The sequence below is a fragment of the Mycobacterium noviomagense genome (genome assembly GCF_010731635.1).
GTDB classification, from domain to species: Bacteria; Actinomycetota; Actinomycetes; order Mycobacteriales; family Mycobacteriaceae; genus Mycobacterium; species Mycobacterium noviomagense.
This window is the reverse complement of record NZ_AP022583.1, coordinates 264,338-289,492: the sequence shown is the minus strand read 5'-3', so window position 1 is coordinate 289,492 and position 25,155 is coordinate 264,338. Positions and strand designations below refer to the sequence as shown.

General features: G+C 65.6%; 23 protein-coding genes and 2 tRNA genes. 15 read left to right on the top strand and 10 right to left on the bottom strand.

The genetic code is table 11. The features are described from left to right. Window positions 1-55: 55 nt before the first annotated feature. Window positions 56-529 carry a thioredoxin-dependent thiol peroxidase gene (gene bcp, locus G6N15_RS01155; RefSeq protein ID WP_083084209.1) on the bottom strand — a complete coding sequence of 158 codons (474 nt, stop codon included), beginning with the start codon at window positions 527-529 and terminating at the stop codon, window positions 56-58. A gap of 118 nt (window positions 530-647) precedes the next feature. Between bcp and G6N15_RS01150 the strand changes: the two genes are divergently transcribed. Then, complete coding sequence (locus tag G6N15_RS01150) at window positions 648-875, top strand: DUF3618 domain-containing protein (protein WP_083084576.1); 228 nt, start codon at window positions 648-650, stop codon at window positions 873-875. Between the two features lie 125 nt (window positions 876-1,000). Then, window positions 1,001-2,338: an adenylate/guanylate cyclase domain-containing protein gene (locus tag G6N15_RS01145; RefSeq protein ID WP_083084212.1), complete on the top strand. Its 1,338-nt coding sequence runs from the start codon at window positions 1,001-1,003 to the stop codon at window positions 2,336-2,338. A 100-nt stretch (window positions 2,339-2,438) separates the two neighbouring features. On the opposite strand, the gene G6N15_RS01140 is transcribed toward G6N15_RS01145, so the two are convergent. Further along, on the bottom strand, window positions 2,439-3,521 hold the full coding sequence (locus G6N15_RS01140) for a class I SAM-dependent methyltransferase (protein WP_083084215.1): 1,083 nt from the start codon (window positions 3,519-3,521) through the stop codon (window positions 2,439-2,441). A 182-nt stretch (window positions 3,522-3,703) separates the two neighbouring features. Then, a tRNA-Lys gene (locus G6N15_RS01135) sits at window positions 3,704-3,779 on the bottom strand. Between the two features lie 93 nt (window positions 3,780-3,872). Here G6N15_RS01135 and G6N15_RS01130 point away from each other — a divergent pair. Continuing rightward, the gene (locus G6N15_RS01130) at window positions 3,873-5,162 is read left to right on the top strand and encodes a L,D-transpeptidase (RefSeq protein ID WP_372506469.1); all 1,290 of its coding nucleotides are present in this window, start codon (window positions 3,873-3,875) and stop codon (window positions 5,160-5,162) included. 155 nt (window positions 5,163-5,317) lie between these two features. Further along, window positions 5,318-5,785 carry a hypothetical protein gene (locus tag G6N15_RS01125; RefSeq protein ID WP_139797665.1) on the top strand — a complete coding sequence of 156 codons (468 nt, stop codon included), beginning with the start codon at window positions 5,318-5,320 and terminating at the stop codon, window positions 5,783-5,785. Window positions 5,786-5,883: 98 nt separating this feature from the next. Here the strand turns inward: G6N15_RS01125 and G6N15_RS01120 are convergent. Together G6N15_RS01120 and orn are read right to left on the bottom strand one after the other, a co-directional pair. Further along, window positions 5,884-5,959, bottom strand: a tRNA-His gene (locus G6N15_RS01120). A 49-nt stretch (window positions 5,960-6,008) separates the two neighbouring features. After that, window positions 6,009-6,656: an oligoribonuclease gene (gene orn, locus G6N15_RS01115; RefSeq protein ID WP_083084578.1), complete on the bottom strand. Its 648-nt coding sequence runs from the start codon at window positions 6,654-6,656 to the stop codon at window positions 6,009-6,011. Window positions 6,657-6,767: 111 nt separating this feature from the next. Between orn and G6N15_RS01110 the strand changes: the two genes are divergently transcribed. Further along, window positions 6,768-8,348 carry a helicase HerA-like domain-containing protein gene (locus tag G6N15_RS01110; protein WP_083084222.1) on the top strand — a complete coding sequence of 527 codons (1,581 nt, stop codon included), beginning with the start codon at window positions 6,768-6,770 and terminating at the stop codon, window positions 8,346-8,348. 4 nt (window positions 8,349-8,352) lie between these two features. Here the strand turns inward: G6N15_RS01110 and cmrA are convergent, their stop codons facing one another. Continuing rightward, window positions 8,353-9,156: a mycolate reductase gene (gene cmrA, locus G6N15_RS01105; protein ID WP_083084224.1), complete on the bottom strand. Its 804-nt coding sequence runs from the start codon at window positions 9,154-9,156 to the stop codon at window positions 8,353-8,355. A gap of 294 nt (window positions 9,157-9,450) precedes the next feature. Between cmrA and G6N15_RS01100 the strand changes: the two genes are divergently transcribed. After that, entirely contained in the window at window positions 9,451-10,767 is a 1,317-nt protein-coding gene (locus G6N15_RS01100) for an MFS transporter (RefSeq protein ID WP_083084230.1), read from the top strand. A gap of 14 nt (window positions 10,768-10,781) precedes the next feature. On the opposite strand, the gene G6N15_RS01095 is transcribed toward G6N15_RS01100, so the two are convergent. Continuing rightward, a complete protein-coding gene (locus tag G6N15_RS01095) occupies window positions 10,782-11,537 on the bottom strand; it encodes an MmpS family transport accessory protein (RefSeq protein ID WP_083084233.1) in 756 nt (251 codons plus the stop codon). A gap of 79 nt (window positions 11,538-11,616) precedes the next feature. Then, window positions 11,617-12,258 (bottom strand): SACE_7040 family transcriptional regulator, encoded by a 642-nt coding sequence (locus G6N15_RS01090; protein WP_083084581.1) that lies wholly within the window; start codon window positions 12,256-12,258, stop codon window positions 11,617-11,619. A gap of 85 nt (window positions 12,259-12,343) precedes the next feature. On the opposite strand from G6N15_RS01090, the gene G6N15_RS01085 reads away from it, so the two are divergent. The 8 genes from G6N15_RS01085 to G6N15_RS01050 are packed head-to-tail and all read left to right on the top strand — an operon-like array spanning window position 12,344 to window position 21,841. Beyond that, window positions 12,344-13,918, top strand: a complete 1,575-nt coding sequence (locus tag G6N15_RS01085; protein ID WP_083084235.1) for a carboxyl transferase domain-containing protein — start codon at window positions 12,344-12,346, stop codon at window positions 13,916-13,918. A 5-nt stretch (window positions 13,919-13,923) separates the two neighbouring features. Then, a complete protein-coding gene (locus tag G6N15_RS01080) occupies window positions 13,924-15,921 on the top strand; it encodes an acetyl-CoA carboxylase biotin carboxylase subunit (protein ID WP_083084584.1) in 1,998 nt (665 codons plus the stop codon). Then, entirely contained in the window at window positions 15,914-17,074 is a 1,161-nt protein-coding gene (locus G6N15_RS01075) for an acyl-CoA dehydrogenase family protein (protein ID WP_083084237.1), read from the top strand. The genes G6N15_RS01080 and G6N15_RS01075 overlap by 8 nt, the downstream gene beginning before the upstream one ends. Beyond that, complete coding sequence (locus tag G6N15_RS01070; protein ID WP_083084240.1) at window positions 17,071-17,565, top strand: MaoC family dehydratase; 495 nt, start codon at window positions 17,071-17,073, stop codon at window positions 17,563-17,565. Before G6N15_RS01075 ends, G6N15_RS01070 begins: the two co-directional genes overlap by 4 nt. Then, window positions 17,565-18,383 (top strand): HpcH/HpaI aldolase/citrate lyase family protein, encoded by an 819-nt coding sequence (locus G6N15_RS01065; protein ID WP_083084242.1) that lies wholly within the window; start codon window positions 17,565-17,567, stop codon window positions 18,381-18,383. The genes G6N15_RS01070 and G6N15_RS01065 overlap by 1 nt, the downstream gene beginning before the upstream one ends. Window positions 18,384-18,431: 48 nt before the next feature. Continuing rightward, window positions 18,432-19,523: a pyruvate dehydrogenase (acetyl-transferring) E1 component subunit alpha gene (gene pdhA, locus G6N15_RS01060; RefSeq protein WP_083084244.1), complete on the top strand. Its 1,092-nt coding sequence runs from the start codon at window positions 18,432-18,434 to the stop codon at window positions 19,521-19,523. Continuing rightward, the gene (bkdB, locus tag G6N15_RS01055) at window positions 19,524-20,582 is read left to right on the top strand and encodes a 3-methyl-2-oxobutanoate dehydrogenase subunit beta (protein ID WP_083084247.1); all 1,059 of its coding nucleotides are present in this window, start codon (window positions 19,524-19,526) and stop codon (window positions 20,580-20,582) included. Further along, window positions 20,579-21,841, top strand: coding sequence for a dihydrolipoamide acetyltransferase family protein (locus G6N15_RS01050; protein ID WP_139797666.1), 1,263 nt, complete (start codon window positions 20,579-20,581; stop codon window positions 21,839-21,841). The genes bkdB and G6N15_RS01050 overlap by 4 nt, the downstream gene beginning before the upstream one ends. A gap of 3 nt (window positions 21,842-21,844) precedes the next feature. Here the strand turns inward: G6N15_RS01050 and G6N15_RS01045 are convergent, their stop codons facing one another. Beyond that, window positions 21,845-22,603, bottom strand: a complete 759-nt coding sequence (locus tag G6N15_RS01045) for an enoyl-CoA hydratase (protein ID WP_083084249.1) — start codon at window positions 22,601-22,603, stop codon at window positions 21,845-21,847. 83 nt (window positions 22,604-22,686) lie between these two features. Here G6N15_RS01045 and G6N15_RS01040 point away from each other — a divergent pair, with 83 nt between their 5' ends. Then, complete coding sequence (locus tag G6N15_RS01040) at window positions 22,687-23,472, top strand: superoxide dismutase family protein (protein WP_169922488.1); 786 nt, start codon at window positions 22,687-22,689, stop codon at window positions 23,470-23,472. Between the two features lie 163 nt (window positions 23,473-23,635). Here G6N15_RS01040 and G6N15_RS01035 read toward each other — a convergent pair whose 3' ends face one another. Continuing rightward, window positions 23,636-25,066 carry an RNA-guided endonuclease InsQ/TnpB family protein gene (locus tag G6N15_RS01035; protein WP_163747889.1) on the bottom strand — a complete coding sequence of 477 codons (1,431 nt, stop codon included), beginning with the start codon at window positions 25,064-25,066 and terminating at the stop codon, window positions 23,636-23,638. Window positions 25,067-25,155 lie beyond the last annotated feature (89 nt).

Here is a 25,155-nt window from a genome sequence, read left to right as displayed (position 1 = left end):
TCGACGAATCCAAGACGAAATCGCGCCTAGAAGCTGCACATTCGACGACCGGGATTTACACGCCGAGGTCTCGCCTCAGCTTGGCCACGTGGCCAGTCGCCTTGACGTTGTACTGGGCCAAGGCGATCTTGCCTTCTTCGTCGACGAGGAACGTCGAGCGGATGACGCCCTGCACAGTTTTGCCGTACATTTGCTTGGCGCCGTAGGCGCCCCACGCGGTCAACACCTTGCGATCGGGATCGGACAACAGCGGGAACGTCAGCCCTTCGGCATCGCGGAATTTGGCCAGCTTCTCCGGCTTGTCGGGGGAGATGCCGACGACCTCGATGCCGGCGTCGTTGAGGTTGTGCAGATTGTCGCGGAAGTCACAGGCCTCTTTGGTGCAACCGGGTGTGGACGCGGCCGGATAGAAGTAGACGACGAGGCGGCGTCCCTTGTAGTCGGCTAGCGACACGGTGTTGCCGTCGGCGTCGGGCAGCCGGAAAGCGGGCGCTTTGTCGCCGGGTTGCAGGCGCACGGGGTCGGCCAACGAAGTCCCCTTTCTGTTCACCGAAGCGCCGGAGGCGGTGCCGGCTGCTCTAGGGTAGTGCGGCAAGACGGCAACTTCAGCGAGCGTGCCCACATGCGGGCAAGACATGGAGGGGACAGTGGCGGAGCGCGATCCCGACACCATCAAGCAGGAGATCGACCAGGCCCGCGAACAGTTGGCCGCAACCGTCGACTCGCTCGCGGCGCGGGCAAATCCCCGCCGGCTCGCCGACGACGTCAAGGCCCAGGTGATCATGTTCGTGAAAAAGCCTGTGGTGGCGGTTTCCCTGGTCAGCATCGGAGCGCTCACCGTGGTGTTGGTGGTGCGCAGAGTCAGGAATCGGTGATCCTGAAGGCTGATACGCCTGCGGCAAGGCGCTAATGGCGACACAACTATTTGTACGTTTCCTGCAGTTGGCGGCGGACCGTCCGGGGTGCTTTCGCGTGGCCTGTTGCGGCGTAAGGTTCGACCATGAACGTCGGCGGCGGGGCGCCGGACATCCACTATGCCAAGAGCGGCGGCCTGAACATCGCGTTCTCGGTGACCGGCGCGGGACCCGACCTTGTCGTCGCACCCGGCTTCATCTCGCACCTCGACATCATGTGGGAGGAGCCGTCGGTCGCCCACTTCTACTCCCGGCTCGCGTCCTTCCGGCGCGTCGTCACCTTCGACAAGAGGGGCACTGGCCTCTCCGATCCGACGACGCACGCGCCGACGTTGGAAGAGTCCGTCGACGACCTGCGAGCCGTCATGGACGCGGCCGGATGCAAACGCGCCGACCTCGTGGGCATTTCGGAGGGCGGCGCAATGGCGATGCTGATGACAGCCAGCCATCCCGACCGCGTGAATGCGCTCGTCCTGTACGGCACGTTCTCCCGGCTGCTGCGAGCGCCTGACTACCCCCTCGGTGTCACCGAGGAGCAGCTTTCGGCTTTGGTCGAGATCAGCGCCAAGGGCTGGGGTGAGGGCGTCGGACTCGGTGCATGGGCTCCGAGCCGGCGTGGCGACGCCGACCTGCGGCGATGGTGGGCGCGGCTGCAGCGGGTGGCCGCCAGCCCGGGCATGGTCCGCAACATCTTCGCGCTTTACCCCCAGCTGGACATCCGCGATGTGCTGCCCGTGATCCAGGCGCCAACGCTCGTGCTGCACCGGCGCGACGACCGGATGGTCAGGTTCGAGATGGGTCGCTACCTTGCTGACCGCATCTCTGGGGCCAAGTTCGTCGAGCTCGACGGCACCGACCATCTGTTCTTCACGGGCGACGCGGACACCTTGCTCGACGAGATCGAGGAGTTCCTCACCGGCGTCCGGCCGGCGCCTGCGGTCGAACGCGTCCTGGCCACCGTACTGTTTACCGACATCGTCGACTCCACGAAGCGAGCGGTCGAGCTCGGTGACGAGCGATGGAAGGAGCTGCTCGGCAGGCACGACGCCCACGTCCGGCGCCAGCTTGAGCGCTTCCACGGCCGTGAGGTCAACACGACGGGCGACGGCTTTCTCGCTCGGTTCGACGGACCTGCCCGCGCGATCCGATGTGCCATCGCGACTCGCGATGCGCTGCGGAGTCTGGGCCTCGAGGTGCGGGCGGGCGTACACACGGGCGAGGTCGAGCTGCGCGGCGACGACATCAGCGGCATCGCCGTCCACATCGCCGCGCGCGTGGCAGCAGCGGCCGGGGCGGGCGAGGTGCTGGTGTCGCGCGTCGTTGTCGACCTGGTCGCCGGGTCCGGCCTGCGCTTTGCCACTCGCGGCGAGCACGTCCTCAAGGGTGTGGCGGGCGAGTGGGGGCTTTTCGCCGTCCAGGGTTGACGCAGTCGGGTTCCTTGGCGATGCCCTGGATCGCCTCTTGCGGCACGAAGGGGGCGCGGAATGGCCACTGGTACAAGCCTTTCGGGGAAACGTTGCCCGATCACTTCCGGGCGACGTAGTAATAGTTGATCGGATCCGACTCGATTTCGCGCACAGCCACGTCGCTGAACCCCGCATCGCTCAACATCGACGTTGCGCGCTGGCTGCCCCATACCGTGCCCAGTCCGGCGCCGTCCAACCCCAGCGACACGCTCATGCAGTGCATCGTCGAGACGGTGTAAAGGTAGGGCGCGAAGGGCACGCCGATGTTGTCCTCCAGGCAGCTCGACGCCTTGATGTCCACCATCAAGAACACGCCGCCCGGCCGCAGTGCACGGAAGATGTTCGCCAGCACACGCGCCGGCTGGGCCTGATCGTGAATCGCGTCGAACGCGGTGATCACGTCGTAGGCCTGTGTCGTGTCGAACTGAGCGACGTCGCGCCGCACAAACTTCGCGTTGGTCAAACCGAGCCGTGCCGCCTCGGCGGTGCCGGCCGCCAGGCCCTCCTCGGAGAAGTCGATGCCAGTGAACCGGCTGGCCGGGAAGGCGCGCGCCAGCAGGTTGATGGCATGCCCACTGCCGCAACCGATATCGGCAACCTCGCTACCGGCCGCGAGGCGCTGGGGCAGATCTCCTGCCATCGGGAGAATCACCTCGATCAGCGCGGCATCGAACACCTCGCCGCTCTGCTCGGCCATCAGCGCGTGGAAGCGTGGATATTCGCTGTAGGACAGCCCGCCGCCGTTGTGGAAACGGTCGATGATCTTTTGCTCCACCTCACCGAGGAGCGGGATGAACTGTGCGACGCGAGCAAGGTTGTCGGGTCCCGCGGACCGCGTAAGCACCGCCGCGTGGTTGCGTGGCAGCGAGTAGGTTTGCGTCTTTGGGTCGTAGTCGACGATTCGGCCCGCGACCACGCCGCCGAGCCATTCCCGCACGTAACGTTCATTGAGTCGGGCGACTTCTGCGATGTGCGCGCTGGTGGACGGCGGAAGCTCATCCAACGTGTCGAACAGCTTGGTTTGGTGTCCGATAGACACCAAGATGGCCAGGCTGGCGCTGTCGATGGCCGCGACCATCCGTTCGGCGAACTCTTCGGCGCTTTCTTTGGCCAGCGCGCGGTCTTTATGCGGTGTAGTCATGGCCAAGACGCTATGCCGGTGCAGGCGCGGTCGGCATCAATCTCACAATTACGCCAGGTGTTCGTGTTTGCTGTGACGGAGGTCTCCCAGCAGCGGAGACCAGGTAAAGAACCTGCGTGCCTTACGCGACGAATGCGACGCGAGGGCAGCTGGGCGAAATGGCCTCTGCCAGTAACTTTGGCTGGTGCGCCGTGAGAGTCTCGAACTCCCGACCCGCTGATTAAGAGTCAGCTGCTCTACCAACTGAGCTAACGGCGCTTGGGTTGCTCCAGGAACGCGACAATAACAGGCGCTGCGCCGCGGTGCGAATCTCGTGGACATCCGCTGGAGCGTCACAGCGCCGTGGGCCGCGTGCCCTTAAACTACTGCCAAGTCTACAGATTCCATCGGGTCGCATGGGGGAGCACGGTAGTGGCAGGTCGCTCGGTGACTGCTGCGCGTTTTCGCCGGTCGTGGCTGGTCGCGCTGGTGATCCCGGCTGTGGTGGTGGGCCTGGGCGGCTGCGGCAACAACAGCGCCGGCGGGCCGACGAAGGTCATCTTCGACAAGGGCACCCCGTTCAGTGACTTGCTGGTGCCGAAGTTGACCGCTTCGGTGACCGACGGCGCCGTAGGCGTCGCTGTCGACGCGCCAGTGACGGTGACCGCCGAGGGCGGGGTGTTGGCCGAGGTCACCATGGTCAACGAGAACGGCAGGTCGGTGAGCGGTCAACTCAGCCCGGATGGGGTGCGTTGGTCGACTGCCGAGCCGCTCGGCTACAACAGGAGCTACACGCTGGTCGCGAAGGCCCGCGGGCTGGGTGGCGTCGCAACCCGCCAGATGACCTTCGAGACCCAGTCCCCCGAGAACACCACGATGCCCTACGTCGTGCCGCTGGATGGCGAAGTGGTTGGTGTAGGCCAGCCGGTCGCGATCCGGTTCGACGAGAACATCGCCAACCGCACTGCGGCGGAAAAAGCCATCAAGGTGACGACCAAACCACCCGTCGAAGGTGCTTTCTACTGGCTGAACAATCGCGAAGTGCGTTGGCGGCCAAAGGAATTCTGGAAGCCGGACACTTCCGTCGACGTGGCGGTCAACACCTACGGTGTCGACTTGGGCGACGGGCTGTTCGGAGAGGACAACCTCAAGACGCACTTCACTATTGGTGACGAAGTCATCGCAACAGCCGACGACGCCACCAAGACGCTGACTGTGCGGATCAACGGCGAGGTCGCCAAGACCATGCCGATCTCGATGGGCAAAGACAGCACACCGACCGCCAATGGCACCTACCTTGTCGGCGAACGCTACAAGCACATCATCATGGATTCGTCGACTTACGGGGTTCCGGTCAACTCGCCCAACGGGTATCGCACCGACGTCGATTGGGCGACCCAGATTTCCTACAGCGGGGTCTTCGTGCACTCCGCGCCGTGGTCGGTGGGCGCTCAGGGTCACAGCAATACCAGCCACGGTTGCATCAACGTCAGTCCCAGCAACGCCATCTGGTTCTACGACCACACCAAGCGTGGCGACGTCGTGCAAGTCATCAATACGGTGGGGCCGACGCTGTCGGGCACTGAAGGGCTCGGTGACTGGAATATCCCGTGGGACACGTGGCGTGCCGGTAACGCCAAGACGGACAGCACCGCTCGCTAGGGCGAGCGAAGGTCGCTGGTTAGCTCGCGCCGATTTCATCCCGAAGTCCGATCGAGACCGCACCGTGCTGGCCAGCTGTGGCGTGTCTGCTCAGTTCCGTGCCGTTGTGGCAGTACGCTCATGCGCCAATATCTCCGCGAAGGAGAGGCGATCATGTGGTCTCCGAAATGGTTATGAGTTGGCCGGATCGGCATCCGGAGACCGCGGTGGCGTTGGCGGCGCCGGCGAGAATTGTCGACCTGTGCGGTCGACATCGGGAGGCCACGGTGGCAGTGGCGGTGCCTTGCACGCTTGTCGGCATAGCCGGAGTGGCCGCGCACCCACTGGTGTTCATGCCGCTGCTGGTGCTAATCGGCGTGGCTTTCGTCCTGTCGGATATCTACACGCGCCAAAAGAGAGAGGCCGCGCTACCGCCGCAGGTCGCCTCAGCCGCACGGAGGCATAACCGCCAGGGTGCCCACCGAGCCAGCGCAGAAGCCCGGCGCAGACGGTGGCGACTGGAGATGCAGGCCGCGGCAGAAGCGGCTGAAGCCGAAGCTGTGGCCGCTTGGGCACGGGCGCAAGTGATTTGGCTGCAGCTTGAGGTGGACGCCAGTCCCAAGCCGGTTCTTCGGCCGGATTAGGCCACGTTGCAACCAACGGGGCCTACCTTGCAACGCAAGGCTCCGCGTTCTGCGCGCTGAACAGCGTAGGGCCAGAGGGTAGAAAGCCCACTGACCTGTGGGGTGAGTGACGGGACTCGAACCCGCGACATCCAGGATCACAACCTGGTGCTCTACCAACTGAACTACACTCACCATCGCCGCTGACCCGCTCCTCGCGGGCCGATGGGCGGCGACGTCGATATTAACCGCTTCCGCGCTCGGCGGCCGAATCGATCTCCTTCGCCGCGTCCGTCAGACCCCCAACTTCGGCGGCCACCGCGGCGATGTCGCTGGTAGAAGGCCCGGGCGGCGGGACGAACACGGTACGCCGATAGAACTGCAGTTCGCGGATTGACTCCCGAATATCGGCCAGCGCGCGGTGGGCCAGACCCTTGGTGGGCTGCCCGTAATAGATGCGCGGATACCAACGTCGGCACAGCTCTTTGATCGTGCTCACGTCGATCATCCGGTAATGCAGAAAAGAGTCCAGGGCCGGCATGTCGCGGGCGATGAACCCACGGTCGGTGGCGATCGAATTGCCCGCCAACGGAGCCGTCCGCGGCTGCTTGACGTGCTCGCAAATGTAGTCGAGCACCATGGTCTCGGCCGTGGCCACGTCGACCGTAGAGGCCCGCACCTCGTCGATGAGGCCGGAGCGGGCGTGCATGTCGGTAACGACCTCGATCATCGACGACAATGCGGCGTCCTCAGCGTGGATCACCACGTCGATACCGTCGCCGAGAACGTTCAGCTCACCGTCGGTGACCAGGGCCGCGATCTCGATCAACTTGTCCGAGTGCAGATCGAGGCCGGTCATCTCGCAGTCGATCCACACCAGTTCGTCTCGCACAGCGCTCACAGTAAGCCCACCGTAGCCGGGGCCAGCGCAGCCGCCCCGGCGAGGCCGAACACCAAGTAGTGTCATGCTCTGCCGGGATCAGTAGGCGAGAGGACTGGTGCCATGAGCTCTGAGTCGACGTCGGGTAGGTCGGCAAAGACCCCTGCACAACAGATCGCGTCAGGCTATGCCGTCGAAGGACAAGCCTTAGAGCTAGGCACCGTCGTGGTGGACGGCGATGCCGACCCCGGCGCCCAGGTCCGCATCCCGTTGGCGACGATCAACAGGCACGGCCTCGTGGCCGGGGCCACCGGCACCGGTAAGACCAAGACCCTGCAGCTGATCGCAGAACAGTTGTCCGCTGCGGGTGTTCCGGTGCTGATGGCCGACGTCAAGGGTGACCTCTCGGGCCTGGCTCGGCCCGGCGAGCCCAACGACAAGATCACCTCCCGCGCGAAGGAAACGGGCGACAACTGGGCGCCTACTGGCTTCCCAGTGGAATTCCTGTCGCTGGGATCAACGGGCATCGGTGTCCCGGTGCGTGCGACCATCTCCAGCTTCGGCCCGATCTTGCTGTCAAAGGTGTTGGGCCTCAACGCCACCCAGGAATCGACGCTCGGGTTGATCTTCCATTGGGCCGACCAGAAAGAACTTCCGCTGCTCGACCTGAAGGATTTGCGTGAAGTCATCAGTCACCTGACCAGCGATGAGGGTAAGCCGGAGCTGAAAGCGCTCGGCGGGGTGTCCGCATCGACGGCGGGTGTCATCCTGCGGGCATTGGTAAACCTCGAATCCGAAGGTGCCGACACGTTTTTCGGCGAACCGGAGCTCAAACCCGAGGACCTACTGCGCGCCGACGACCACGGCCGCGGCGTCATCACGCTGCTCGAGCTGGGTGACCAGGCCGCACGGCCGGTGATGTTCTCCACGTTCCTGATGTGGGTGCTGGCCGACCTGTTCACGTTTTTGCCGGAGGTCGGCGACGTCGACAAACCCAAGCTGGTATTCGTGTTCGACGAGGCCCACCTGCTGTTCACCGGCGCCTCGAAGGCCTTCCTCGAGCAGGTGGAGCAAACCGTCAAGCTGATTCGCTCCCGGGGCGTGGGCGTCTTCTTCTGCACCCAGTTGCCGACGGATATCCCGAACGACGTCCTTTCCCAGCTGGGCGCGCGCATCCAGCACGCCCTGCGTGCGTTCACCCCCGACGACCAAAAAGCGCTCACCAAAACCGTTCGCACCTACCCGAAAACCGATGTGTACGACCTGGAGTCGGCGCTGACATCGCTGGGTATCGGGGAGGCGATCGTCACGGTGCTCTCGGAGAAGGGGGCGCCCACCCCGGTAGCGTGGACGCGGATGCGGGTGCCGCGGTCGTTGATGGCTGCGATCGGGACCGACGCAATCAAGCAAGCGGCCCAGGCCAGCCCGCTGCAAGCCGAATACGGCAAGACGATCGACCGGGAGTCGGCCTACGAAATGCTGAAAGCCAAACGGCCACAAGCCGAGCCAGCGCCGCCGGAAGGCAAGCGCAAGCCCGCACCCGCACCTGAGCCCGAGCGGCTTAGCAGGTGGAAGCGCTTCCTGCGGTGGTGGAAAAACCTCTTCTCAAGCCCGGCGGCCAAAAGCTTCGCACGCTCAGCGGGCACCGCGATGGGCCGCGAAATCACCCGCGGCATGATGGGCACGGGCCGCCGACGGCGGTAACGGACTATCCGCCCAGCTTCTTGTAGAAGCTGCCGACGATCGGCGCGACGATCGCGCGTGGGGCGTACTGGCTGGCCACCGACATCGCCTTGGACGTCACCCCGGGAACGACACGCATCTTGTTGCGCGCCAAGGCATCCAGCGAAACCCGCGCCGTGTGCTCGGTCGAGATCCACAGGAAATCCGGCACCAGCCTGTCGACCAACGACGCTTCAGCCGGGTCCGGTAGGTCGGTGCGCACCGGGCCCGGCGCCAGCAGCGTGACATGCACACCGGAGCCGCGCAGTTCGCCACGCAACGACTCACTGAACGTGTTGACGAACGCCTTGGTAGCGGCATAGGTCGCGTTGTACGGGATCGGCGAATTGCCTGCTGCCGAACCGGAAATCAGGATGCCGCCAGCCCGTCGCTCAACCATGCCTCGCAACACCGCCAGGGTGAGGTCATGCACCCCAAGGACGTTGAGCTGTACTTGCGCCTTTTCGCCAGCAGGGTCGAGCGTCGCTACGGGGCCAAATGTCGCAGTGCCAGCATTGGCGCACAGGACCGAGATGTTGCGGGTAGCCAGTTCGTCGCACAGCTTGGCCCGGTCTGCAGGATCGGTCAGATCAGCCGGCCGAACGTCGACCGTCACCCCGTACTTGTCGGTCAGACGGGCGGCCAGGCCGGTGAGGATATCCTCGCGGCGCGCGGTGACGATCAGGTTGTGGCCGCGCGCGGCTAGCTCGGTGGCGAGCGCTTCGCCGATGTTCTGCGAGGCTCCGGTGACAACGGCGCGCGCGTCGGGGCTGGGAGCGGGTACAGGCATGCGGCAAGCGTAGACAACGCATCGGAGCCGATCGCGAGCGCGGCGAAGCCGGGCGCGGCGGGTCGGCGACCCGCGAGTACGGAGCCGATCGCGAGCGCGGCGAAGCCGGGCGCGGCGGGTCGGCGACCCGATAGCTTGGAGCCGATCGCGAGCGCGGCGAAGCCGGGCGCGGCGGGTCGGCGACCCGATAGCTTGGAGCCGATCGCGAGCGCGGCGAAGCCGGGCGCGGCGGGTCGGCGACCCGCGAGTACGGAGCCGAAGCCTGGTCGGCCGCTGGACAGCTAAAGTCCGAGCATGAGCAGCCCGGCTCCGGCGTCGCGCACAGCCGAGCGATCACAGGTGCTGGCGTGGGCACTGTGGGACTGCGGTGGTACGGGTCTCAGCGCGATCGTCGTGACGTTCGTGTTCTCGGTCTATCTGACCGGCAGCGTCGGCCACGGCATGCCCGGTGGAACCTCCCCGGCGAGTTGGCTGGGGCGCGCGCTGACCGTGGCCGGATTCACGATCGCGGTCCTGGCACCCGTCATCGGCGTGTGGGTGGAGGCGCCGCGGCGACGTCGCCTGGCGTTGACCATGCTCACCGGCATCGCGGTCACCCTCACGGCCGCGATGAGCTTGATCCGGGCCCAGCCCAGCTTCTTGTTGCCCGGACTGGTGCTGCTCGCGGCGACAGCGGCATGCGGCGACCTTGCCAGCGTCCCCTACAACGCCATGCTGCGCCAACTCTCGACCACGCAAACCTTCGGCCGCATATCGGGTTTCGGCTGGGCAGCCGGCTATGTCGGAAGCGTCGTCCTGCTATTGATCGTGTACCTGGGATTCATCTCCGGTTCCGGCCACACGCGCGGCGTACTACACCTATCCACCCACGACGGTTGGAACGTGCGAGCCGCCATGCTGCTGACCGCCGGCTGGCTGGCCATGTTCGCGCTGCCGTTGCTGCTCACCGCCCACCGACTGCCCGCGCCCGTCGAGGTGTCTCGCCCGGCAGGAGGGTTGTTGAGCGGCTATCGCAAGCTGTGGTCGGACATCACCGTGGAATGGCGTCGCGACCGCAACTTGGTCTACTTCCTGCTGGCCAGCGCGGTGTTCCGGGATGGTTTGGCAGGTGTTTTCACGTTCGGCGCCGTGCTCGGAGTTAACGTATACGGCATCTCGCAGGCCAACGTGCTGGTGTTCGGTGTCGCCGCCAGCGTCGTGGCTGCCTGTGGAGCGGTGCTGGGCGGGCTTTTCGACGACCGGGTCGGCTCCAAGCCGGTGATCGTGGGATCGCTGACCGCGATCGTCACGATGGGGCTCACGTTGATGACGTTGTCCGGACCGATGGCGTTCTGGGTGTGCGGGTTGTCGCTGTGCCTTTTTATCGGACCGGCGCAGTCGTCGGCCCGCACCCTGCTGTTGAGGATGTCGCGAGACGGCAAGGAGGGTGTCGCCTTCGGGCTGTACACGATGACGGGCCGGGCGGTGTCGTTCCTGGCACCCTGGCTGTTTTCGATCTTCGTGGACGCATTCCACGCTGTTCGTGCCGGTATGGGCGGCTTGTGCGTGGTGCTCGGCACTGGGCTGCTGGCCATGCTCCTGGTACGCGCCCCGCGCCGCAGCGAGGCCTAGCGAAGCCGCCGGCCTTACCCGGCAGCGTTGCAGACTGTCAAACCGACGCCCGTGCGCTGCTGAACCTGGGCTCCGCCGACCGTGACCGAGCAGGTGACGTCGTGGCCAATGTTGACGATCGTCACGCTGGCCGTGTCTTGGGTCGACAGGCTGACTTGCTTGGTCCAAGGCAGCACCACGTTGAACTCGGTCTGCCTGACGCCGCCGTCGTCGACGTAGGTGATGCTGATCGCATGTCCCTGACCGGTGACGCTGTAGACAACCGTCTGTGCCGCGGCGGCGCTGGTTGTCGCGCCGGACGTGCTCGTCGGCGACGTGGTGCTCGACGGCGCCGAGGTAGCGGATGACGCCGACTTGGACGCCGGAGTGCTGGATCGCGGCATCGCCGGCAGCGGCGCCACCACGGTCTGGTTCTTTGCCGAGCCGTTGGCAATAACCAGGGCGATCACCAGCGCGAGGACCAGTAGCACCGCCGCGCCGGCGACGATCCAGAGCCAGCGCGGCGATTTCGGCTGCTCCGGCGGCGGGCCTTCGCCGGGAGGTAGCCCGTCGGTTTCGGGCGGTTGGCCCTGCAGCCAGTACTGCGGCAAACGCTCGGTCGGATGGGACTCGGTCAGGTTCGGACCGCGGGCCGGCCCGTATCCGGGCGCATAGGGCGGCTGGTTCGCGCCTGCCTGGTTGGCCGGATAGGGGTTATGCAGTCGCTGGGTTGGCTCGGACTCTTGGCGAGCCTGATGCGGATACCACCTCGGTCGCCGTTGATCGGTCATGCCCACCTCATGGTTTGCAGGTTACCTGCAGCCCCAACAGCGAGTGCTGACCTGCTGTGCAACGTCGTGCCGCCCGGCGCTATCGGTCGCCGGTGCCCAGCGCCGCTAGCGTCATCGCCCGCATGACAGCGCGTGCCTGTGCCACCCGCGCCGACTTGGCGCGCATATTGTTGAGGGCCTTCATGCTGTGCGGTGTGGAGTTCAGCAACCCGAACACCGCGTGGGCCATCAACCGTGCGTCGGCCTCGGCTAGTCCGGGGTTTCGCTGACGCAGCACTCCCACCCAGACTTCGACGTATTGCCGCTGAGCCCGGCGCACCTGCCGCTCGGCCGCCGCGGGCAGATGCGCGAGGTCACGGTCCTGGATGCGGATGAGATCTGGCTCGCCCAAAGCGAAATCAAGATGAAAGTCGATGAGGCTGTCGAGCGCCTCAGCCGGATCGGAGTGCCGCGACGTCACATCGCGGGCACCGGCAAGCAGCCCGGTGCTGATCCCGACCAGCAGCTCGACCAGTAGCGACTCTTTGTTGGGGAAGTGGCGGTAGATCGCCGGACCGCTGACTCCCGCGGCGGCGCCGATGTCCTCTAGGCGCACCGCCAGGAAGCCGCGCTCGGCGAACAGCCGTTCCGCGGCAGCCAGCAGCTGCGAACGCCGGTCGGATTTGAGCTGACTGCGACGATTAGGGGCCTCGCTGTGGCCGGCGGAGGCCGATGCTGCCATGGCCGCCTCCATCGAGTCTGGACACTTCGGTTAATCGTCACTAACATAGCACGAGTTAGTCGTCATTAACCCCGATTGGCAGGAAATGACTTCACCGGCGGCAAACCGCGACCCGCACCGCGCGTTGGTGGCGCAGCTGCGCGGGAAGCTGGCGGCGGCCGCCCGAGGAGGGCCGGAACGTGCTCGCGCTCGTCATGTCGGCCGGGGCAAACTGTTGCCCCGCGACCGGGTCGACGGCCTGCTCGATCCTGGCAGCCCCTTCCTGGAAGTGGCGCCGCTGGCCGCCGACGGGATGTACGACGACGAGTGCCCCGGTGCGGGGATCATCACCGGCATCGGCAGAGTATCGGGACGCGAATGCATGATCGTGGCCAACGACGCCACGGTCAAAGGCGGCACCTACTACCCGATCACCGTCAAAAAGCACCTGCGGGCCCAAGAGATCGCCGGGCAGAACCGGTTGCCCTGCATCTACCTCGTCGACTCCGGCGGCGCGTTCCTGCCGCGCCAAGACGAGGTATTTCCCGACCGGGAGCATTTCGGCCGCATCTTCTACAACCAGGCCAAGCTCAGCGCTGAGGGCATTCCGCAGATCGCCGCTGTGCTCGGGTCATGCACCGCCGGCGGAGCCTACGTGCCGGCAATGAGCGACGAGGCCGTGATCGTCCGCCACCAGGGCACCATCTTTCTTGGCGGTCCTCCGCTGGTGAAAGCCGCCACCGGCGAAGTGGTCAGCGCGGAGGAGCTGGGCGGGGGAGACCTGCACTCCAAAACCTCCGGTGTCACAGACCATCTCGCGCACGACGACCGTGATGCGTTGCGCATCGTACGACGGATCGCGTCCACACTCGGCCCCCGCGAGCCGCGGCCATGGGATGTGCTGTCGACCGTCGACCCGATCGCCGACCAGGCCGAGCTCTACGACGTGGTTCCGGTAGACCCACGGATTCCCTACGACGTACACGAGGTCGTCACCCGAATCGTTGACGGCGGCGAATTCAGCGAATTTAAGGCCGACTACGGCAGTACCCTGGTCACCGGATTCGCGCGCATCCACGGCCATCCGGTCGGCATCATTGCGAACAACGGTGTCCTGTTCTCTGAATCAGCGCTCAAGGGAGCGCATTTCATTGAGCTGTGCGACAAGCGGATGGTGCCGCTGCTATTCCTGCAGAACATCTCCGGCTTCATGGTGGGCCGCGACTACGAGGCCGGCGGGATCGCCAAGCACGGCGCGAAAATGGTGACCGCCGTGGCGTGTGCGCGGGTGCCGAAGTTGACCGTGGTGATCGGCGGATCCTATGGCGCCGGGAACTACTCGATGTGCGGGCGGGCGTATTCGCCCCGGTTTTTGTGGATGTGGCCCAACGCTCGGATTTCGGTCATGGGCGGGGAACAAGCCGCATCAGTGCTGGCAACTGTCCGCGCCGAGGCGCTGGAAAGCGCCGGTACGCCATGGTCGGAGCAGGAGCAGGAGGAGTTCAAGGCGCCCATCCGCGCGCAATACGAACACCAAGGCAACCCCTACTATTCGACAGCACGGCTGTGGGACGACGGCGTCATCGACCCTGCAGATACCAGAATGGTTGTGGGGCTTGCGCTTTCGGTCGCAGCAAATGCCCCTGTCGAACCGGTCTCCTACGGCGTGTTCCGGATGTGAGAGTGATGGGCTTCGATACGGTTCTGGTCGCCAACCGCGGTGAGATCGCGGTTCGGGTGATCCGCACGCTCAAGGCCATGGGTATCCGCTCGGTGGCGGTTTACAGTGACGCCGACGCCGCCGCACGCCACGTCACCGAAGCCGACGTCGCGGTGCGCATCGGCCCAGCCCCAGCCCGGGAAAGCTACCTCAACGTCGACGCGATCGTCGATGCGGCGCTGCGCACCGGCGCACAGGCGGTACACCCGGGATACGGGTTTCTCTCCGAGAACGCCGATTTCGCGGCGGCCTTGGCTTCTGCGGGTGTGACGTTCATCGGGCCGCCGGTCGCCGCGCTGCAGACCATGGGCGACAAGATCGCGGCTAAGGCCACCGTGTCGGCGTTCGGTGTCCCGGTGGTGCCGGGCATCGCCCGGCCTGGGCTCACCGATGCCGAATTGATCGCTGCCGCTGACGAAATCGGCTACCCGGTGCTGGTCAAGCCGTCCGCAGGCGGGGGCGGCAAGGGGATGCGCCTGGTGGAACGAGCCGCCGACTTACCCGCCGCGCTGGCGGGTGCTCGCCGAGAGTCGGCCGCCGCCTTCGGTGACGACACCTTGTTTCTCGAGCGGTTCGTGCTGCGCCCCAGGCATATCGAAGTCCAAGTGCTCGCCGACACCTACGGCAACGTGGTGCATCTCGGCGAACGAGAATGCAGCCTGCAGCGACGCCACCAGAAGGTGATCGAAGAGGCACCCTCTCCACTGCTCGACGCCGCAACCCGGGCACGCATCGGCGCCGCCGGCTGCGACACCGCACGCAGCGTGGACTACACGGGCGCGGGCACCGTGGAGTTCATCGTCTCGGCCGATCGGCCGGAGGAATTCTTCTTCATGGAGATGAACACCCGACTGCAGGTCGAGCACCCGGTCACCGAAATGGTCACCGGATGGGACCTGGTCGAATGGCAGATCCGAATTGCCGCAGGCGAGAAGCTCACCGCGAGCCAGTCCGACATCACACTGGAGGGCCACGCGGTCGAAGCGCGGATCTACGCCGAGGATCCCGCCCAGGGTTTCCTGCCTACTGGCGGCGACGTGCTCGGATTAGTCGAGCCCAAAGGCCCTGGGGTCAGGATAGATTCGGGGCTTTCGGCCGGGATGACGGTGGGCAGCGCATATGACCCGATGCTGGCCAAAGTGATCACGCATGCCGCCGACCGGCCCTCTGCGCTGCGGGCGCTCGACCGTGCGCTGGAGGACACCGCCGTGCTCGGCGTCGTAACCAACGTGGAGTTTCTCCGATTTCTGCTGGCCGATGCCGACGTCGCCGCCGGTCGGCTCGACACCGGGCTGCTGGATCGGCGGGTCGGCGATTTTGTTGCGGCGCCGCCTGCCGACGAACACCTCATCGCCGCGGCGGCCTACCGATGGCTGCGGCTCTGGCCCGATCCCGGCGCGGACCTGTGGGAGATCCCGTCGGGGTGGCGAGTCGGCGCCCACGCGCCGGTCAGCATTCGGCTGCGAGCCGCTGACCGCACCGACCACGTGCATCTGACGGGGATCCCAACGGCCGCCCAAGCCCGCGTCGAGGATGGTGAAACCCATTCGCTGCAAGCACATCTCGACGGCCAGCGATTTACGATCACCTTGGACGGAGTCCGTACCGAATACACCGTCGCTGCGTCGGATCACCGCATCTGGTTGCACGGCGGCGGCATCACCGCCGTGGTAGAGGAGGTACAGGAAGCGCCGGTGCGCCCGGACGACGAGCACAGCGGCGACGCCGAATTGACCAGCCCGATGCCCGGAACGGTTGTCGCGGTGAGCGTCGAGGACAAGGCGGACGTGGCGGCGGGCACCGTTGTTGTCACGGTCGAGGCGATGAAAATGGAGCACGCACTGGCGTCCCCGGTCGACGGGGTGGTCGACCTGCTGGTCGGCGTCGGCGACCAGGTCAAGGTGGGCCAGCCGTTGGCCCGAATCACTGCGAATACGAAAGGCCAAGGGCAAGCTGATGCCTGACTTCATTGCAAGCGGGACGCTTCCCGACGAATACCAGCAATTGGCCAAGACGGTTCGGGATTTCGCGCAGAGCGTGGTCGCACCGGTCGCCGCTCGCCACGACGCCGAACATTCCTTTCCCTACGAAGTAGTGGCCGGGATGGCCGAAATGGGCCTTTTCGGTCTTCCGTTCCCGGAGGAGTGGGGCGGAATGGGTGGCGACTACTTCGCTTTGTGTCTGGCACTGGAGGAACTCGGCAAGGTCGACCAAAGCGTGGCCATCACACTGGAGGCCGGTGTGTCGCTGGGCGCGATGCCGGTCTACCGGTTCGGCACCGAGGCGCAAAAGCGAGAATGGTTGCCGCAGTTGACCAGTGCTCGGGCCCTGGGTGCTTTCGGATTGACCGAACCCGGCGGCGGCAGCGACGCTGGCGCCACCAAGACCACCGCACGTCTCGACGACGGGCACTGGGTTATCAACGGGTCCAAGCAGTTCATCACCAACTCCGGCACCGACATCACCAAACTGGTCACGGTCACGGCAGTCACCGGTGAACTGGATGGCAGGAAAGAGATTTCGTCGATCCTGGTTCCGGTACCCACGCCTGGGTTTACCGTCGAGCCGGCCTACGACAAAGTGGGCTGGCGCGCCTCTGATACCCATCCGCTGACGTTCGAAGACGTCCGGGTGCCCGAGGAAAACCTGCTGGGCGAACGTGGCCGTGGATATGCCAACTTCCTGCGCATCCTTGACGAGGGGCGGATAGCGATCGCCGCGTTGTCCACCGGCGCGGCACAGGGTTGCGTGGACGAAAGCGTCAAGTATGCGCGCCAACGGGAGGCGTTCGGTCAACCGATCGCCCGATATCAGCACATCGAGTTCACCATCGCCCGGATGGAGGCCCGCGCTCACACCGCTCGGACCGCCTACTACGACGCGGCGGCGTTGATGCTGGCCGGTAAGCCGTTCAAGAAGCAGGCGGCGATCGCCAAGCTGGTGGCAAGTGAGGCGGCGATGGACAACGCCCGTGACGCCACGCAAATTCACGGCGGCTACGGGTTCGTCAACGAGTTTCCTGTCGCCCGCCACTACCGGGACAGCAAGATCCTGGAGATCGGTGAGGGCACAAGCGAAGTGCAGTTGATGCTGATCGCACGAGAGGTGGGTCTGTGACGACTGAGGAGCGCGCAATTGTCCAGCGCGGGCTGTGGTTCGAAGAATTCGAAACCGGCGTGCGTTATCTGCACCGCCCCGGCCGAACGATCACCGAGGCCGACAATGTCTTGTTCACCACGCTGACCATGAACACCCAAGCGCTGCACCTGGATGCCGCGTTTTCTGATGCGCTGCCGCCGTTTCACCAACGGTTGGTCAATTCGATGTTCACCCTGTCGACGCTGGTGGGCTTATCGGTGGCGCAACTGACCCAGGGCACGATTGTCGCCAACCTCGGGTTCTCCGAAATCGCGTTCCCCAAGCCTCTGTTTCACGGCGACACGCTTTACGCCGAGACCGTGATCACCGAGAAACGCGAATCCAAGAGCCGGCCGGGAGAGGGGATCGTGACGTTCGCGCATACCGGGCGCAACCAGCACGGCGACGTCGTGGCCACCGCCACCCGCAAGACGCTGGTACGGATGCGCCCGGCCGAGGCCGTCGACTGATGGGCTTGCACAACCCGGGCCCGGCGTGGCTGTTCTGCCCGGCCGACCGCCCCGAGAGATACGAAAAGGCTGCGGCCGCAGCCGATGTCGTCGTCCTTGATCTGGAAGATGGTGTGGCCGCAGGCCATCGGGACAGTGCCCGCAAATCACTCGTCGACTTTCCGCTGGACCCCGCACGCACTGTGGTGCGGGTCAACCCGTTCGGCAGCGACGACCAAGCCCGCGACCTCGACGCCTTGGCGCGCACCCACTACGACACCGTGATGCTGCCCAAATGCGAAGGCGCAGACCATGTCGCCGCGCTCGCACCGCTGGAGGTGGTGGTTCTGGTCGAGTCGCCGCTGGGTGCGCTCAACGTCGCCGAAAGTGTCCGTGCGGACAACGCCGTCGCCGTGATGTGGGGTGCAGAGGACCTCTTCGCCGTGCTCGGCGGCACCGCCAACCGCTACCCGGACGGCACCTACCGCGAAGTGGCCCGCCATGTGCGTTCCCAGTCGCTGCTGGCGGCCAAGGCGCACGGGCGTCTGGCATTGGACGCCGTCTATCTCGACATCAAGGACCTCGACGGGCTGCGCGCCGAGGTCGACGACGCCGTCGCGGTCGGGTTCGACGCCAAAGTGGCGATCCACCCCAGCCAGCTGCCGGTGATCCGGGCCGGCTATGCACCCGCACCCGAGCAGGTGCAGTGGGCGCGACACGTGCTGGCCGCAGCCGCCGATCAGCGCGGTGTGTTCGCATTTGAAGGCATAATGGTAGATGCGCCAGTGCTGCGGCGAGCCGAGCGGATCGTGCAGCTGGCGGCTGACACCGGCTCGTAGCACGTCGCTTAACCGGCCGCACACCGCGCAGGCGTGGTTGGAGGCGGTATGGCTGAGCTTTCTCAGACGCCGATGACTGTCGAACTCCAACCGGTGCAACTTGTCGGTCCGGATGGCACACCCACGGCAGAAGACCGTTATAGCCGCGAGCTTCCGGCCGAGACACTGTGCTGGCTCTACGAGACCATGGTGGTCACCCGCGAGCTGGACACCGAGTTCGTCAACCTACAGCGCCAAGGAGAAATGGCGCTATTCGCCTCCTGTCGCGGGCAGGAAGCCGCGCAGGTCGGCGCTGCGGCTTGCCTACGCAAAACCGACTGGCTGTTTCCCCAGTACCGGGAACTCGGCGTCTTCATCGTCCGCGGCATCCCGCCCGGCAACGTCGGGGCGGCGTGGCGCGGAACTTGGCACGGCGGGCTGGAATTCACCAAAAAGTGCTGCGCCCCCATATCGGTTCCGGTCGGCACACACGCCTTGCATGCCGTGGGCGCGGCGATGGCCGCGCAACGGCTCGACGAGGATTCGGTGACCGTGGCCTTCATCGGCGACGGCGCCACCAGCGAGGGCGATGTGCACGAAGCGCTGAACTTCGCCGCCGTATTCACGGCGCCTTGCGTGCTCTACGTACAGAACAACCAGTGGGCGATCTCGGTGCCGGTAGACAAACAGACAGCTGCACCGTCCATCGCGCACAAGGCAATCGGATACGGAATGCCCGGCATCCGGGTCGACGGCAACGACGTGCTCGCCTGCTACGCGGTGATGGCCGAGGCCGCGGCCCGCGCCAGAGCCGGTGAGGGGCCAACCCTCATCGAGGCGGTGACCTACCGGCTCGGCCCGCACACCACCTCCGACGATCCCACCCGCTATCGCACGCAGGACGAAGTCGAGTACTGGTCGGCACTGGACCCGATTCCGCGCTACCGCGCCTATCTGCAAGGCCAGGGCATGTGGACCCAGCGGCTGGAGGAGCGGGTCGCCGCACGCTCCAAGCGGCTGCGATCCGAGCTTCGTGACGCGGTGTTCGCGGCACCCGATGTCGACGTCGACGAAGTGTTCACCACGGTATACGCGGAAACCACGCCGGCTCTGGAAGCTCAACGTCAGCAGCTGCGGGCCGAATTGGCCAGGGAGGCGTGAATGACCCAGATCGTCGAGCCCCCGACACGCTCGAATGTGACCGCCACCGCAACACAGCCGCTGAGCGAGCGACCACAGCCCCGATCGCTGACCATGGTGCAGGCGCTCAACCGAGCCCTGCACGACGCAATGGCCGACGACGAGCGCGTGCTGGTCTTCGGGGAGGATGTCGCCGCTCAGGGTGGGGTGTTCCGGGTGACCGAAGGGCTGCGCGAAACATTCGGGGAAGACCGGTGCTTCGACACCCCGCTGGCCGAATCGGCGCTGATCGGGATCTCCGTGGGGTTGGCGCTGCGCGGCTTCGTGCCGGTGCCCGAAATCCAGTTCGACGGCTTCTCCTATCCGGCCTTCGACCAAGTTGTCAGCCATTTGGCCAAGTACCGGACGCGCACCCGAGGCGAGGTGAACATGCCCGTCACCGTGCGGATTCCGTCGTTCGGCGGAATCGGTGCGGTCGAACATCACTCGGAATCAACCGAGTCCTACTGGGCCCACACCGCCGGCCTCAAGGTTATCGTCCCGTCAACCCCGTCAGATGCCTATTGGCTACTGCGCCACTCTATTTCCTGCCCGGACCCGGTGATGTTCCTCGAGCCGAAGCGGCGCTACTGGGGCCGCGAGGTCGTCGACCTGGGCGAGCCGGCACCGCCAATCGGGCGAGCTGTCGTGCGCCGTGGCGGCACAGATGTCACGGTGCTGACCTACGGCGGATTGGTGGGAACCGCCTTGTCTACAGCGCAAATCGCTGCTGCCCAACATGGCTGGAGCCTCGAAGTCATCGATTTGCGTTCACTGGTCCCGCTGGACTTCGACACAGTTGCCGCGTCCATTCGGCGGACTGGGCGGTGCGTAGTGATGCACGAGGGTCCGCGCAGCCTGGGCTACGGGGCCGGGTTGGCCGCGCGCATCCAAGAGGAGATGTTCTACGAGCTGGAAGCTCCGGTGTTGCGCGCGTGCGGGTTTGACACTCCTTACCCGCCCGCACGTTTGGAGAAGCTGTGGCTTCCCGGCCCGGATCGGTTGCTGGACTGCGTCGAACGCGCACTGGAGCTGCCGTGACGGACGACGAGCGCATCAAGCCGTTTCTGGTCCCCGACCTGGGCGAGGGATTGGAAGAAGTGACGGTGTCGTGCTGGAACGTCGCCGTCGGCGACGACGTCGAACTCAACCAACCGTTGTGTTCGGTGGAAACTGCCAAGGCCGAGATAGAAATCCCCAGCCCGTACGCCGGCCGGATCGTCGAGATTAGGGGCGCAGAAGGCGATGTCCTCCAGGTCGGTTCGCTGTTGGTGCGCATCGACACCGCCCCTGATGCGGCCGATGCCCCTTCACGGCAGGGCGCGCATCAGGCCGCCGAGTCGAACGGCGAACCGTCCACGCGCAGACCGGTTCTGGTCGGTTACGGTCCCGACGACACAATCGACGCCAGCAGAAGGAAAGCGACCAGCCGGCCCGACGAGGCGCCCGGACGCCCCAAGGCGAAGCCCGGCGTGCGCAAGCTGGCTGCCGAATTGCTTGTCGATCTGCGCGAGGTGCCGCCCGGTCCGGACGGGCTGATCAGCCGGGAGGCCGTTTTGGCGGCGGCGGGAGTCGGCGCCGAGCGGCCCGGTATCACCTACGACGTATTGCCGGTGCGCGGTGTTCACGCCCAGATGGCGGAGCGCATGGCACTGTCGCGCAACCGTATTCCGGACGCACACGCGAGCCTTCAAGTGGATTGCACCAACCTTCTGCGGCTGAGGGATCGACTCGGTGTGGCTGCCGGAGAAGAGTGTGAGGTAATCACGCCGTTTCTGCTCACGCTTCGGCTCGTGGTTATCGCGTTGAGCCACCACAGGGTATTGAACTCCACGTGGGTGGAAGCTGCTGACGGTCCTCAGGTGCACTCGCATCACGCAGTGCATCTGGGATTCGCTGTTGCCGCACCGCGTGGTCTGCTGGTGCCGGTCGTCGCCGACGCGCATGAGAAAACTACGCGCCAACTCGGCCAGTGCGTGGCCCGGCTGATCCGGGAGGCCCGCGCGGGCACCCTGCCGCCGGGCGAGCTCAGCGGCTCGACGTTCACGGTGTCGAATTTCGGCGCACTCGGGCTCGACGACGGCGTGCCGGTGATCAACTACCCCGAGGCCGCGATCTTGGGCATGGGTTCACTCAAGCCCCGTCCGGCGGTTGTCGATGACGCGATCGTCATCCGCCCGCAGATGACATTGACGTGCGCATTCGACCACCGCGTCGCCGACGGCGCGGTCGTGGCGCAATTCCTCGGCGAACTCCGCGAACTCATCGAGTCACCGGAAACGGCGCTGCTGGACCTCTAGGGGCTACTTACCCCGCGCCGCCGCCAGCCGGGCGGCGAATTCCGGTGATCGAATCGACTGTGCCTGCGGCCCAAGCTCGGCGCGTTTGGCCAGTTCGTGCTGCTCGGTGTCGAGCGATCCCGGACTGGAGGTGGCGCGCATGGTGGCCTTGGTGGCAAGCACGACGTCGCGTGGCGCGGCTGCTGGTCCCGCGGCCAGTTCCAGCGCGGCAGCGACAGGGTCGTCGACGACACTCAGTGCCAGCCCGTGCGCGACCGCGGCGTGGGCGTCGAAGCGCATCCCGAACAACAGGACGGCACGGGCAACTTGGGGTCCGACAGCCCGGTGCAGCATCCAGGTTGCGCCGCCACCGGGATGCAGGCCGAGTTTCTGGAAGCGGGCGTCGAACAACGCGTCCGGTCCGGCGATACGCACGTCGGCGGCCAATGCGAGGTTCAGCCCCGCTCCGACCGCGGCACCGTTGACCGCGGCGATGGTGGGCAGCGTGCAGTTGGCGACGGCCATGAACCCGTCATAAACCCCGAGCAAGCCTTCTTCGGTGGCCTCGCCCAACGCGCTGAGGTCGGCGCCCGCGCAAAACGCCTTGCCGGCACCGGTGACCACGACGGCGTGCACGTCGGTGTCGGCCTGGGCCCGCTCCACGGCGGCGCGCAACTGCGCCGACATGGCCCCGGTGACCGCGTTGCGCCGGGCGGGGTCGTTGACCGTGATAAGCGCGATGTGGTTGTCGACGCTGTACAGCACAAGATCGGACTGGGCCATCTGGGCACCTCCGCGATGTCGGTTTGCTGTCGCGCCGGTGGCTTGTCAGTTTGCCCGCGCGGTTGGCAGGGTACATCGCGTCCATGATGAAGCATGTCGCCGCCACCATCGCTTTGCTTGCCACGCCCGTCGCCGTCATGAGCGCCTGCTCGAAGCAGGCGTCCAACCCGTCGCCGACGACGACGTCGAGCACGTCAGGGTCCGCTGCTCAGAAGCTGAACTCACAACTGAACACGGCCGACGGCAAACACGTCGCCGATGCAACGATCGACTTCACGAGCGGATACGCCACGGTGACCGTGGAGACTGTCGCTACCGGCATCCTCACGCCCGGCTTCCATGGCCTGAACATCCACGCGGTCGGCAAGTGTGAAGCCAACTCCGCCGCGCCGAATGGCGGTCAAACTGCTGACTTCGCGTCGGCGGGTGACCGCTTACAAGCCCCCGGACATACCGGCCAGCCGGCCAGCGGGGATCTGCCGCCGCTGCTCGTGCGCTCTAACGGCGCTGGCAAGCTCGTCGCCACCAGCGACGGCTTCACCCAAGATCAGCTCAAAGGCCCGGAGGGCTCCTCGATCGTGCTGCTCCAAGGCTCCGACATGGCTGGCCAAAATACCGCGGATTCCGACCGCCGCATCGCCTGCGGGGTAATCAGTCCGGCCAGTGCCGCGAGCACGTCCGTCTCAACATCCACGTCGACCGTGATCACGACCACGGTCTCCTTGGTTCCGCCCGCCACGGTGACCCAGACGCCCTCGTCGACGTCAACCACCTCCAGCACAAGCACCACCACCAGCACCGTGACAACGACGCCGTCGACCTCCACGACCACGGTTCCCCCGGGCAACATGCCGGGCGGTGGCGGGTGACTTCAGGCGTCACCCGAAGCAGCTGTCAAGCTCAGCCGAGGTAATACAGCAAGAGAGTGGCCCCCGGCAGGCAGGGCAGGAGAAAAAATCGAACCTGCGACCTACAGCGTCTCAAACAACCTCGTTTGGTTGTCTGACACCGCCTTTCTCAGGCGTCGTCGGTTCAGGGCCGTCGGCTGGCCTGAACGTCGGTTCCCGCGTCAACCGGGCTGGTTTCACCGGCACTCACATGGTGCCGGCCAGCGCCGTCCCGTCGGCGGGCATTGATGACCCGGCCTGCGTGCTTGCGGGTCCGGGAGTCGGGGCGAGCGCAGTGCTCCTCGCCCCAGCGGGCCAGGTTGACCGCGGCATTGACGTCGCGGTCGCCGACATAACCGCATACGCAACTGAAGATGCGATTGGCCAGTGTCAAACCGTATTGGCGGTTGCGACAGTATGAGCACAATTGACTCGACGGATACCGGCGGTTGGCGATCGCGACCTCCCCGCCGCGCCAGCTGGCTTTATAGCGCAACTGACGGGCAAACTCGGCCCAGCCCGCATCTCCAATCGCGCGGGCCAGGCGGCGGTTGTGCAACATTCCCGCAACGTTAAGGTCTTCGACTACGAGCCGGTCGTGCGTCTTGACCAACTCGCTGGATAACCGATGCAAGAAATGACGACGAACATCACGGACGCGACAATGATGTCGCGCCAGCCGGGCAGCGGCGTCGGACCGGTTACGCGATCCTTTTACCTTGCGGGACAGACTCTTTGCGAGGTGTCGCTGCTGGCGCATCCCGGCGTTTAAGGCCTTGGGCGCATCGTCGATACGACTGACTACTCGACCGTCCGATGACGCAGCGACTATGTAGGCGGACAGACCACGGTCGATGCCGATCCAGCCGGTGTGATCATCAGGATCGCGCGCCGGATGCCGACACGCTGGGTGTAGGTCTGCTGCCTCGACGTTCAACGAAACCCACCAGCGCCCTGCTCGGCGGCTCACGGTGGCGAACAAAACCTTGGCACGACCTTTGGCAAGCATGCGTCGCAACCTGCGTGTGTCGTCGTGCACTCGGACCGTGCCTATGCCAGGCAGGGTCACCGACCGCGCGTGCGACTGGCCGACTCGGATCGACGGCTCGCCCCTTTTGGGATGTTTGTTACGTAGTCGAAACGACGAGATGCCAGTGGCTTTCTTCTTGAACCGAGGAAACCCGACACGGCGACCCCGGTGTCTGCCTGATCGGGAATATGACCAGGCGGCCAGTGCACGAGCGCAGTCGATCGCAGCTTCTTCGAATACTTGTTGGCATACCTCCGTGCGCCATGCGAGTCCGGTCACAACGATGTCAGCGACACCTGTGGTATCGACTGCAAAGACACGGCCAGCGGCCTCCGTCTTCTTCCATTTGTTGAATGCATTGATTAGGTCGAACCCGGTCCACGGCACGGGAAAGTCGGGCTGGTCTTTGTGCTGAGTCAGCGCCGTCTTGACCGTGCGTAGGCACTGGTTGAACGCAAAGCGGGAAGCGCCGGCATGCCGCTCCAGCCGACACTGCTGCTCGGCTGTCGGGTCCAGGCAGAACTTGAACGTGGTGTACCGGGTCATTTCACCCGTAGGCTCCCACATGCCACCGACAGCACCAGCGTATCGCGGACGCGCCAGCGCCCCACCAGCCACACACTGACCTGCCCCTG